The organism is Ignavibacteria bacterium (genome assembly GCA_016873845.1).
Lineage (GTDB): Bacteria > Bacteroidota > Ignavibacteria > Ch128b > Ch128b > JAHJVF01.
Map to the genome: position 1 here is coordinate 29641 of VGVX01000007.1, position 12429 is coordinate 42069.

11 protein-coding genes are annotated in these 12429 nt (G+C 34.8%); 10 read left to right on the forward strand and 1 reads right to left on the reverse strand.

The annotated features are described in order from the left end of the window. Window positions 1–336: 336 nt before the first annotated feature. Window positions 337–1938, reverse strand: coding sequence for a hypothetical protein (locus FJ213_03215; protein ID MBM4175172.1), 1602 nt, complete (start codon window positions 1936–1938; stop codon window positions 337–339). Between the two features lie 249 nt (window positions 1939–2187). On the opposite strand from FJ213_03215, the gene FJ213_03220 reads away from it, so the two are divergent. From FJ213_03220 to FJ213_03265, 10 genes are all read left to right on the forward strand, one after another. Beyond that, the gene (locus FJ213_03220; protein ID MBM4175173.1) at window positions 2188–3375 is read left to right on the forward strand and encodes a glycosyltransferase family 4 protein; all 1188 of its coding nucleotides are present in this window, start codon (window positions 2188–2190) and stop codon (window positions 3373–3375) included. A 1-nt stretch (window position 3376) separates the two neighbouring features. Beyond that, window positions 3377–4780 carry a sugar transferase gene (locus tag FJ213_03225; GenBank protein ID MBM4175174.1) on the forward strand — a complete coding sequence of 468 codons (1404 nt, stop codon included), beginning with the start codon at window positions 3377–3379 and terminating at the stop codon, window positions 4778–4780. 110 nt (window positions 4781–4890) lie between these two features. Continuing rightward, window positions 4891–5991 carry a DegT/DnrJ/EryC1/StrS family aminotransferase gene (locus FJ213_03230; protein ID MBM4175175.1) on the forward strand — a complete coding sequence of 367 codons (1101 nt, stop codon included), beginning with the start codon at window positions 4891–4893 and terminating at the stop codon, window positions 5989–5991. After that, window positions 5991–6710, forward strand: coding sequence for a polyprenol monophosphomannose synthase (locus tag FJ213_03235; protein MBM4175176.1), 720 nt, complete (start codon window positions 5991–5993; stop codon window positions 6708–6710). The genes FJ213_03230 and FJ213_03235 overlap by 1 nt, the downstream gene beginning before the upstream one ends. Window positions 6711–6719: 9 nt before the next feature. Then, window positions 6720–8696: a glycosyltransferase gene (locus FJ213_03240; protein ID MBM4175177.1), complete on the forward strand. Its 1977-nt coding sequence runs from the start codon at window positions 6720–6722 to the stop codon at window positions 8694–8696. Window positions 8697–8699: 3 nt separating this feature from the next. Further along, the gene (locus tag FJ213_03245; GenBank protein MBM4175178.1) at window positions 8700–9650 is read left to right on the forward strand and encodes an acetyl-CoA carboxylase carboxyltransferase subunit alpha; all 951 of its coding nucleotides are present in this window, start codon (window positions 8700–8702) and stop codon (window positions 9648–9650) included. Further along, a complete protein-coding gene (locus FJ213_03250) occupies window positions 9650–10174 on the forward strand; it encodes a hypothetical protein (GenBank protein MBM4175179.1) in 525 nt (174 codons plus the stop codon). Before FJ213_03245 ends, FJ213_03250 begins: the two co-directional genes overlap by 1 nt. Next, entirely contained in the window at window positions 10161–10577 is a 417-nt protein-coding gene (locus tag FJ213_03255; protein ID MBM4175180.1) for an acyl-CoA thioesterase, read from the forward strand. The genes FJ213_03250 and FJ213_03255 overlap by 14 nt, the downstream gene beginning before the upstream one ends. Continuing rightward, window positions 10574–11413 carry a carboxylating nicotinate-nucleotide diphosphorylase gene (gene nadC / locus FJ213_03260; protein MBM4175181.1) on the forward strand — a complete coding sequence of 280 codons (840 nt, stop codon included), beginning with the start codon at window positions 10574–10576 and terminating at the stop codon, window positions 11411–11413. The genes FJ213_03255 and nadC overlap by 4 nt, the downstream gene beginning before the upstream one ends. Window positions 11414–11504: 91 nt before the next feature. Beyond that, window positions 11505–12410 carry a radical SAM protein gene (locus tag FJ213_03265; GenBank protein MBM4175182.1) on the forward strand — a complete coding sequence of 302 codons (906 nt, stop codon included), beginning with the start codon at window positions 11505–11507 and terminating at the stop codon, window positions 12408–12410. Window positions 12411–12429: the final 19 nt, after the last annotated feature.

The following is a 12429-nucleotide window of genomic DNA, read 5'->3' on the forward strand; positions in this document are numbered from 1 at the left end:
TCTGATTCAAATTCCCTTTTGGTCAAACTTTTTTCTTCGTTTTAGCGAAGCTGAAGTAGTTGGATCATGGCTAAACCACTTGAAATTCTGTATATATCGAAGTGGTGTACTGATTATAATTATAAATAGAAAAGACATTACTTGCCAGGATTGAATAATTTTGAGTTGGATAAAAATAGTCGTCTCTGGACTCTCGCTTTGATAAATAAAACTAATTTGTGTGAAAAAAAATTCAAGATAGATAGTATGATAACAAGCTGCATTGAGTAAAAAGCAGGTTCGAGAACCTGAAAAGCGATATAAATATTTTTTTACTATTGCATTTCTATTAAAAAATTATTCAATGTAAAATAATTCTCCCGAACCAGGTGATATGACTGAACTAATATTATCAGTATTTGCTATGAATCTCTTTTCTCCAGTTTCTTTACTAACCTTATAAACTTTGTATTCCCTATCTAGCTTAATTACAGTTTTAGAGTGTACTGACACGTCTTTATTTACAACGATGAGATACCTACTGCCTTGAGCTGCCTCATTTTTATTTTTAAATACTCCAATTAAAATTTTTGAATCAGCATTGCTATTATCGTTATTGTATATTTCTTTTAGAAAGGAATTAGATGCATTTCGTTTGAAAAGAGAAGGTGTAATGTCAGCTTGCTTGTTTGGATAATCAGAAGAATGAATTATATCTACAGATTCGAGCTCGTTCAAAATTTTACCAAGAATTTGAACCGCACTATTTAGGTTTTGAACCGGAATGAATAAAGGTCCGTGAAGTGAATCGGCTACGGTTGGATCGTCTACGTAATTTTCTAAGATCCAGGAGGTGTATCCATTTTTCTCCCATGATTTTGAGTACAGGTAATAACCGATTCCTTTAGCACCATAAGCAAGCGCCGAATAAACTTGAAAGCTGATCTCTTCAAATGAAGGATTCTTATAAGGTGTATGACCGCTTGATAAAACAACTACCCAGAGAGGAACATTATATTCTAATGATTTCTTTCTTAGGATTTCGAGATTGGAATAATAATTCCTCCTGAACCCGCCGTAAGTTTCTCCGACAAATGGATAATGATCTACGCTTAAGACTCTTGGTTTAAATTCTTGAGAAGAAAAATATTCATCGATATACTTTTCATAACTTCGGACGTTAGGTGTTCCGCTCCAGTAGTTTGGCATTAGATTTACATAGTCTAACATTGAATTTTGAATCGAATCACCGCGGATTTGTTTGGACATATTGTTGATATCTTCAAAATCATCGTTAAATGTCATATCAGAATTTGGACACACAACTTCATTTGGACCTGGTTCATCCCATAAATACCAACCGTAGGTATATGTTGGATTATAAAATTCTTGAATGAACGTTTTGATATTTCTATTGATTGAATCGTTGGAATTGTTGTAAATGAAATTGTTCTTACAATCATTAGCGAGTATTATTAGCCATTTCAGTTTTGAATCTCCAATATTTTCAAATGCAGTTTTTAAGGCATATGGTTCTGGCATCAACCCAAAGCTACCATTAATGAGTATATTAATTCCGCCGCGTTCAATCACCTTTAATGCATTCGTATGGTTTTTTGAGTGTTCAGGAAAGTTAAAAGCGAAAATTGGAAATAGTCCTCGTGGGTCAGTCCAAGAGGATTTTTTAATAATTTTAAATGGAGAGGTTAAAATTTTTTCAATTTCATCAAGATGTGATTCAGAACTATCCTTCTTTATTATTATACTTACGTTTGATAAGTCGGTTCTGCCTAAGATTGAATCCTTAGTAGTTTGATTATCCTTATCGAGATTCGTTTGGTTGTCAGTACGTTTAAATACCAGATAGCCCAAAATAGCTATCACAACAAAAAGAATTACAAAAAAGATTATCGATTTTCGGATTTTCTTCTCCTTTACAATTTGATATTTGTGTTTCAATATAAAAAATTCGTTCCACTTATATAAGCACCTTCCATAGTAAAATATGTTGAACTTATCGGCCTTAAAAAATAAAATCTATCCTAATATTCTGATTTGCGATGCCTCTGTAGTATAAAACTACCAGTGATTTTTACCTGTACTTGTAAAAAAATGCGATTTAATTTTAAGATATTGATTGTCAAAATTCTTTACGAATATTGGTATATTGCATTGAAACTTATGTGCAAATTGATCCAGATGAAATAAATGAAAAAAGAGATAGTCAAATCAAAAATTAAAGTTCTAGAATTAATTACCTTATTTTCCATTGGCGGTGCAACCGAAACTGTTGTAGCGATGGCTAAAGGATTGAACAATCTTGGCTATGAAGTTCACATTGCTACCGGTCCAAATATTCCTTCAGAAGGGAGTATGTATGAAACTGCTAAGGAGTTAGGAATTACAGTAATAACATTCCCAAGACTCAAAAGAGCAATAAATCCGATAGATGATTTAGTAGTAATTTTTCAATTAGCAAAATTTATAAGAAAAAATAAGTATGATATTGTTCATACTCATAGTTCAAAAGCAGGTGTAATAGGACGAATCGCTGCACGATTGGCACAAGCTCTAGTTGTTCTACATACAATACATGGACTCCCATTTCATAGATTTCAAAATATTTATATTAGAAATTTCTATAAATTAATAGAGAAATTTGCTGCACTATTTTGTGACAAAATTGTTGCTGTCACTCATACAATCGTTGATGTGATGTTAAAGAGTAATTTGGCTCCTGCTTCGAAGTTCACTGTCGTCCGAAGTGCTTTCAATTTAGATGCTTATAACACTAAACTCTACGATACCAAAAAAATTAGATCGAAATATAAATTATCAGAGAATGATTTTGTACTTGCAAAAGTCTCTCGATTTTCAAAATTAAAAGGACATAAGTATCTCATCGATGCATTTAAAACGATTACTCCAAAAATTAATAATTGTAAGCTACTATTAATTGGAAATGGCGAATTGGAGGATGAGTTAAAATCGTATATTAAACATTCTGGTCTTGAAGATAAAATTATATTTACTGGATTAATTCCTCCCAATGAAATCCCAGAGGTTTTGTCTTCCATTGACGTGCTTGTTCATACTTCTTTACTTGAGGGTCTTGCCCGAGTATTACCGCAAGCTATAATGCTTGAAAAACCGATAATATCATTCGATTTGGATGGGGCACATGAAGTAATAAAAGATGGATTAAATGGATATTTAATTGAGCCGGAAAATATTTCAAGCTTAGCCGAAAAAATCTTAATGCTCTGTTACGATAAGAAAAAGTCTAAACTAATGGGGAGGAATGGTAAAAGAATGATTGGCAATGAATTCAGTGATAAGGTAATGGTTGGAAAAATAGACCTCATTTATAGAGAGTTAATAAAATTCAAAGTGTAAAATGTCTAAATCAAAACAAAAAATATTTCTGCTTCTTACGGATTTCATTACAATTAACATTTCGTGGATTTTATTTTTCTATTTCAGGGTTGAGGCAAATTGGTTTGAAATGGTTTTTCAGCCAGAGTTTATGCTGCCGATGTTTGTGGTTTATGTTTATTGGTTCTTGATTTTTCTATTTGTTGGAATGTATCGGACTTGGTTCGCTGCTTCTCGTTTTGATGAATTGACTACTCTATTTAAATCTTCCTTTTTTGGCGTTCTTATACTTTTTTTCTTGATCTTCATTGACGATGCTATGCATCAAGTTAGCTCAACTCAACGGTTTGTTATTCTTCTCTACTGGGGAATATTCTTACTATTCGTTGGCGGAGGAAGGCTTTTCATTCGAAGTCTGCAGCGCCAATTATTGATCAAAGGCATTGGACGGCGGAATACCCTGATTGTCGGCTTCAATGAAAGAGCAAAAAGTATCTATGATCAAATAGAACATTACCGTGCACTCGGTCTTGATGTAGCGGGATTCGTTACACTCAGTGATAACTCAAGCGGTGCGTATAAGGATAAAAAAGTTATTGCACAAATTGACAATTTAGAGCAAATCGTTGAGCAGAACAAAATTGAAGAGATAATCATTGCGCTCGATCATCACGAGCACGCGCAAATGCTTGAAGTCGTTGCGAAGTGTGATATTAAGGGAGTTAGTATCAAAATCGTTCCCGATTTATATGAGATCATTAGCGGACAGGCGCGAACAAACCAGCTCTATGGTTTCCCGCTCATCGAAATTATGCCCGAGTTAATGCCGGTTTGGGAACAAAAAATTAAAAGAACAATAGACTTATTCGTTTCTACACTTATTTTAATTATTACCTCACCAGTTTTGATTTTAGTATCTCTTTCGATTAAAATTGATTCAAAAGGACCTGTTTTTTACAAACAAATCCGAGTTGGAAAAGATGGAAAGGAATTTAAAGTCTATAAGTTCCGGTCCATGCTTCAAGACGCCGAAAAACTTTCAGGTCCGGTTTGGTCGCAGAAAAATGATCCGCGTATTACGAGAGTTGGTCGATTTATTCGCACAGTCCGACTTGATGAAGTGCCGCAGTTCATAAATATTTTTCAAGGACATATGAGTTTGGTCGGTCCGAGACCCGAGCGGCCATTTTTTGTTGAAAAACTTTCCCAGGAAATTCCTTTATATAAGAGAAGATTAAAAGTCCGGCCAGGAATTACCGGCTGGGCTCAAGTGAAACATAAGTATGATGAGAACATTGAAGATGTGAAGAAGAAGTTACAGTACGATCTTTATTATATTGAAAATATTTCACTGAGGATGGATTTTAAAATTCTCTTCAGAACTATTTTCGTTGTGCTTTTCGGGAAAGGACATTTTGAGAATTGAGAATTGAGAATTGAAAACGAGAATTGAGAACCTTGCTGCAAACAAGCAAAACCTGTAATATGTAAATGTAATATTTTTTGAATTCAAAATTTAGATTAGAGGATTATTAAATGAATATTCAAATGGTCGATTTGAAGCGGCAGTATCAAAAAATTAAAACAGAAATTGATGAGGCAATTGCTGATGTTATAAGTTCAACACAATTCATCGGTGGAAAACATGTTGCAGAATTTGAATGTGAATGTGCCGGTTATCTCGATGTAAAATATACCGCATCGTGCGCAAATGGAACAGATGCACTGCAAATCGCATTGATGGCACTTGATATTGGAAATGGTGATGAAGTGATCACTACACCATTTACATTTGTTGCTACAACAGAGATGATAGCTTTAGTCGGTGCAAAACCTGTCTATGTTGATATCGATGAAAAAAGCTTCAACATCGATCCAAAAAAAATAAAAGAAAAAATTACTTCTCGGACAAAAGCAATCCTTCCGGTTCATCTTTATGGTAATCCAGTCGAAATGGACGAAATCCTTATGATTGCTAAAGAACATAATCTTTTTGTCATAGAAGATTCTGCTCAAGCATTTGGTGCAGAGTATAAAGGAAAAAAAATCTGCAGTTTCGGTGATATCGCATGCATCAGTTTTTTCCCGAGTAAAAATTTAGGATGCTATGGTGATGGAGGAATGGTAACGACAAATTCAGATGAGATCTATAAGCGAGTGAAAATGATTGCTAATCACGGATCCAAGGAACGGTATGTTCACGAAATTCTTGGTGTTAACAGTCGACTGGATGCACTTCAAGCTGCAATACTTCGAGTTAAACTAAAATACATTGATCAAGTGAATCAAAACAGAATCAATAATGCAAAAAAGTATTCTGAAAGATTAGCGGGAATTGATGGAGTGATTGTCCCATCGTTTGAGAGTTACTCAAAACATATCTTTCATCAGTGCACACTTCGAGTACCAAGAAGGGATGAACTTCAAAATTATCTTAAAGAAAAAAATATTCCTTCGATGATCTATTATCCAATTCCATTGCACATGCAGCCTGCCTTTAGCAGTTTTGCTAAAGGCGTAAATTTGCCAATAACCGATAAATTTTCTAAAGAAGTCATTTCACTTCCAATGCATCCCGAATTATTGGAAGAAGAAATTGATTATATAACTAGCACAATAAAGGAATTTTATTCTTAATGTCTGAAGCCCTTGTAATTATTCCGACCTACAATGAATCCGAAAATATCGCTAAGATAATTCCGGATATATTGAAACTTACAAAAGGGGAGGTAGATATTGCGGTAGTGGATGATAATTCTCCTGATGGCACTGCGGATGTCGTCCGTAAATTTCAGAAAGAGAATGAAAATATAATTCTCATAAATCGTTTGAAAAAAGAAGGACTCGGAAAAGCATATGTTGCCGGTTTTGAATTCGCATTAAAGAATGGATATGAATTTATTTTCGAAATGGATGCTGACTACTCTCACGATCCAAAGGAAATAAAAAATTTTCTTAAGAAGATTAAAGATTTCGATTTAGTAATCGGTTCTCGTTATGTGCAAGGCGTCAGAGTTCTGAATTGGCCGCTTAGAAGATTGTTCCTTAGTGTATTCGCAAATCTTTATACAAAAGTTATTACTGGAATGCCCATCTATGATGCTACGGGAGGATTCAAATGCTTCCGACGGAAAGTACTTGAATCGATCGATTTGAAAAAAATTAAATCAAATGGTTATGCATTTCAGATTGAAATGAATTTCAAAGCATTCAAGAAAGGTTTCAACATAGCTGAAATGCCGATTGTCTTTGTTGATCGAATTAAAGGACATTCCAAAATGAGCAGAAAGATTGTATGGGAGGCGGCATGGATGGTCTGGAAGCTGAGAATAAAAAGTTTATTCAAACTTTTATAAAGGTATCGTTTGATCGACCTATCTATTATAATAGTTAATTTTAACGTTAAAGCTTTTTTGCAGAACTGTTTGATCTCGATTCAAAAATCAGTTCAGAACATTTCACACGAAATAATCGTTGTTGATAACGCATCGGATGATGGCAGTGTCGAATTTATCAAGAAGAATTTTTCGCAAGTCAATTTAATTGAGTCAAAGACTAATTTAGGTTTTAGCAAAGCAAACAATCTCGGATTGCTGAAAGCATCTGGAAAGTATATTTGCCTGATCAATCCGGATACGTTAGTGCAGGAAAATACATTTATTGAGATGATCAAATTCTTTGAGTCAAATCCAGAAGCGGGTTTAGCCGGTTGCAAAATCCTGAATCCTGATGGTACGTTTCAGCTTGCATGCCGGCGAAGTTTCCCTACGCCATGGGTTGCATTTACAAAGGTCATTGGATTGAGCAGACTTTTTCCCAAGTTCAAATTTTTTTCAAAATATAATTTGACATACCTAAATGAAAACGAAACTTATGAAGTAGATGCCGTCAGCGGTTCATTCATGTTTTTGCGTAAAGATGTTTACGAAAAAATTGGCGGACTGGATGAAAAATTTTTTATGTATGGAGAGGATCTTGATTGGTGCTACCGTGTTAATGCAAACGGATACAAAGTTTATTACGTTCACTCAACACAAATAATTCACTACAAAGGAGAGAGTACGCGCCGCAGCAATCTTGATGAGGTAAAAGTTTTTTACGGTGCGATGCGTCTATTTGTCAGTAAACATTTTTCAACCTCTTGGCTTTTAGAAATTGTCTTACAAGCAGCAATTAATCTGAGAAGCTTTGCGGCTTTTGTTGGAAAACGAAAACTGATCTTCACTGCTGTTTTGGTTGAAGTAATTATTTTCAATTTGGTGTTATTATTGAGCGAGGAATTGTACAAAGTTTTTTCTGGATTTGGCGGATTTCCTAATTATGCATATCCAATTGTTTTTATTATTCCTGCGTTGATTTTCTTGTTGACTGCATTTTCATTGCAATGTTATGAAATAAAGAATCTTCCGGTTTCAAAATTGCTGATTGCAATTTTTATAAGTTTTCTTTTCACAAGCACTTTAACATATTTCTTTAAGGATTATGCATTCAGTCGTGCTATTATTCTAATCCTGTATCTAATGCTTGCGGTTGTTCTTCCTTTGTGGCGAATAATTATTAAAATATGGTTTAAATATCCAAGAACAAATCGGCGCTCACTTTTTGAAGCAGGGACGCTAATTGTCGGGACAAATGATTCTGCTGTGGAGCTTATCCGGAAATTAAAACGCTCGCATAATTTTTATTGTGATATTATTGGCTTAATTGATATTGATAGAAAACGAATTGGGGAAAAAATTAAGGATGTCGAAATTATCGGAAGTATCGATGCCATCGGAAAAATAATTCGTGCAAAAAAAATTAATGAGGTTATTTTTGCGACTGATTTTCTTTCTTATCAAGATTTATTAAAAATTGTTGCTTCGAATCAAGGATTAAATACTCAATTTCATCTTGTAGATAAAAATTATGATTTCATCATTGGAAAAAAAGATGTTATGGAACTGGATAACCTGCCATTAATCGAAATTGAATACAATATTACTCAGCCTATTCATCGGTTTATGAAGCGTGCTTTTGATCTCTTTGTCGCCATTCCTTTAATAATTTTTGTATATCCTATCGCAATCCTTATCAGACTAATTTCAAATAAGAAAAATAAATTATTATATTTACCTCAGGTGTTTATAGGTAAGTACAGCTTTGTCGGAGCATCTCTTTCTGAAAAGGAGAGCAGTATTTACCTTGGAAAACCTGGATTAACCGGTATTGTTCAGATAAACGAAAATAAAAATCTATCTGATGAAGAAATTGAACACATGAATATTTACTATGCAAGGAATCAAAATATTTGGTTGGATATTGAAATTATCATTAAGCAGGTACAAAATTTTATTAGGTAAGTTATGGCAAAGACAATATTAGAATTTGAAAAACCAATCATAGAACTCGAAGCTAAAATTTCCGAAATGCGAAAGCTCTCGGAAACTTTGGATATCAACGAAGAAATCGGCGGGCTTGAAGAAAAAATAAATCTCCTTCAAGATCAAATTTATGCAAATCTCTCCCGCTGGCAGATTGTTCAATTAGCTCGGCATCCCGAGAGACCATATACAATAGATTATATCGAAAAAATGTCCACAAATTTTATTGAACTGCATGGTGATAGAACATTCAGAGATGATAAAGCTGTCGTCGGCGGATTTGGGATGCTCGATGGCGAAACCGTAATGTTCATTGGACAGCAGAAAGGTCGAGATACAAAGAGCAATCTCTACAGAAACTTTGGAATGATGAATCCAGAAGGCTATAGAAAAGCATTGCGGTTGATGAAACTCGCAGAAAAATTTAATAAGCCAGTTATCACTTTTCTTGATACGCCTGGTGCATATCCTGGTATTGAAGCCGAAGAGCGAGGGCAAGCAGAAGCAATTGCGAAAAATTTATTTGAAATGTCTTGTCTTAAAATTCCCATAATTGTCGTAATCATTGGAGAAGGAGCTTCCGGCGGGGCGCTTGGAATAGGAATAGGTGATAAAGTATTAATGCTCGAATACTGCTGGTACTCTGTAATTTCTCCTGAATCATGTTCAAGTATTTTATGGAGAAGTTGGGAATACAAAGAACAAGCCGCAGAAGCATTGAAATTAACTGCGCGTGATTTACTTGATCTGAAAATTATCGATAAGATCGTTCCAGAACCAAAAGGAGGGGCTCACCGTAATCCTGATGAAGCTGCTATGATTTTAAAACGAATCTTAATTTCTGAATTGAAAAAATTAAAAAAAATAAAAATAGATAAACTAATTTCTGATCGAATAGAAAAATTCGCAAACATGGGGGTTTATTCGGAGTAATGTTTTTCATTTTATTATTTACAATTATATTAGTTGCCGGTGCGCTTATTTATTACGTCGTTGATGCAAAAAAAGCTGAAGCAGAACCAAGAGCGGTCGTTCCAGTTCATCGCGACGACACTTTAAACCGAAAAATGTTAAAACAATCTCAAACATGTGTTGAGTCTGTATTGACTGCATTCGATAAACAACTCGATTACTCAGATGGAGGCGTTCGGCTTCTTGACCAAGTTATTGCAGATGGCTGGAAAGGAAAAAATATAAGCATGGCTTCACGAGATAGAGTTGTTGCAACCTTTGGTGCTTATCTTGGTCAGACGTTTATAAATAATTATGGCGGAATTTGGTACGAGCAGCCGCCCAAAGGATCGATGCCAATTGTTTTTGTGCCAAAAGCAAATTTTGAATTTTCACCATTTGAAATTATTCGCGAGAAATATTCACGAATGAGTTTTTTTGATATCAGTATTGCATACGACGATCTTGTAAAACGTTTCAAACAAGAACTTAATGCTATCTACTAAAACGCTTCTCCGCCCTCGTTATGCTGATACTGATCAAATGGGGATCGTTCACCATGCCAAGTATTTCGAGTATTTTGAAATCGCACGAACCGATTTGCTGCGAACTGCTGGATTATCTTATGCTGAATTTGAGCAAATGGGTTTTCTTCTACCGTTGACAGATTGCTATGCAAGCTTCATCATTCCAATTTTATATGATGTACTCATTCGTATCGAAACAACACTTGTAGAAATTCATTCTGCACAGCTGCACTTAAAGTATAAAGTTTTTAGGGATTCTGATAATCAGCTCCTTTCGGAGGGATTTACGAAGCATGCTTTTGTCAGAAAAGAAACAATGAAACCTATCCGTCCTCCGAAAATATATATTGATACGCTTACAAATTATTTTAATCAGAAATGATTGATCCTAATTTCGTTGCTCCTTTAATTAAGCTTGCAGTGAATGAAGATATTCACGAAGGAGATGTCACCTCTGAAGCTTGTGTAGATTCAAATCTTACCGGAGAGGGAAAATTCTTATGTAAAGAAGATGGAGTCCTGGCTGGCATTGAAGTAATTGAGTATCTTGTTAATATTCAGCTTCCAAGTGTAAGATTTCAATCACAAAGAACTGATGGTGAAAATATATTTAAAGGAGAATATTTCGCAAGCATCGATGGACATCTTCAGAAACTTTTAACTTACGAACGGACAATATTAAATTTTCTACAGAGAATGAGCGGAGTCGCAACTTTAACTAACAAGTTTGTTGAAATTGTCAAAGGAACAGATGCAAGAATTCTTGATACACGAAAAACAATTCCGGGCTGGCGTTATCTTGATAAGCTCGCCGTTGAGATCGGTGGAGGAAAAAACCATCGTTTCGGTTTGTTCGATATGTTCCTAATAAAAGACAATCACATTGTTGCAGCCAAAGGAATTACCAACGCTGTGATGCTTTGTAAAAAATATCGAGATGAAAAAAAAATGAAATACAAAATTGAAGTCGAGGTAAAAAACTTAGAGGAACTCCTTGAAGCATTACAGCTCAATGTAGATAGAATTATGCTCGATAACTTCATAATCGATGATATGCGTAAAGCTGTAGAGTTGACTGACAAAAAATGTGAACTCGAAGTTTCCGGCGGTGTGAATCTCGAGTCGGTTCGAGCAATCGCCGAAACGGGCGTTGATTATATTTCAATTGGTGCGTTAACTCATTCAGTAAAAGCTTTGGATATTTCTTTAGAGTTATAACTTTTTTTATCAGCCCTTTATCAGAACCCCAATTATCAATTACATGTAAAACAGAACGAAATTTATTAATCCATTTCCTAAATTTAAAAAGATGCTGCCACTGTATAAAGAGAAACTTACAATTTCGGAATTAACTAAAAGATCAATTCAGTTGAACAGACTGCTGGAATCATGCACAATTTGTCCAAATCAATGCGGTATCGATAGAATGATTGATAATTCAGGATTATGTCATTCGTCTGATAAAGTAATTATTTCAAGTGTTGGTCCGCACTACGGCGAGGAGCCTCCGCTTGTTGGAATATTCGGCTCAGGAACAATATTTTTTACTAATTGTAATTTGAGCTGTGAGTTTTGTCAGAATTATGATATTAGTCATTTAGGTGCAGGTAGAGAAATAACTATTGAACAACTGGCTGAATCAATGATAGCTCTTCAGAATCGTGGTTGTCACAATATTAATCTTGTAACTCCGACTCACTTCACTCCGCAACTTGTCTCTGCCTTGGTTATTGCAATTGAAAAAGGATTAGAAATTCCCATCGTGTATAATTGCGGTGGTTATGAATCGATTGAGACACTAAAACTCCTTGATGGTGTAATTGATATTTATATGCCCGACATAAAATATTCTGTAAATGAAAATGCACTGAAATATTCTGGTGTTGAAGATTATTGGAATGTAGTTCAATCAGCTTTAAAAGAAATGCAGCGACAAGTTGGGAATTTGAAAATCAGTCGAAGTGGAAATGCACAAAGAGGTTTACTTATAAGGCATTTGGTTCTTCCCAATCAACTATCAGGTTCAAAGCTGGTTATTGATTTCATCGCAAATGAAATCTCAAAAGATTCGTATGTGAACATTATGGAGCAGTACAGACCTGCGTATAATGCCTTTCTCTATCCTGAATTAAACAGACGAATTACGAATTCTGAATTTGGTGATGTGATTCAGTACGCTAAGAAAGCTGGATTGCACAGAGGGTTTGAGGCGTGATTATTGGAACACGGATTAT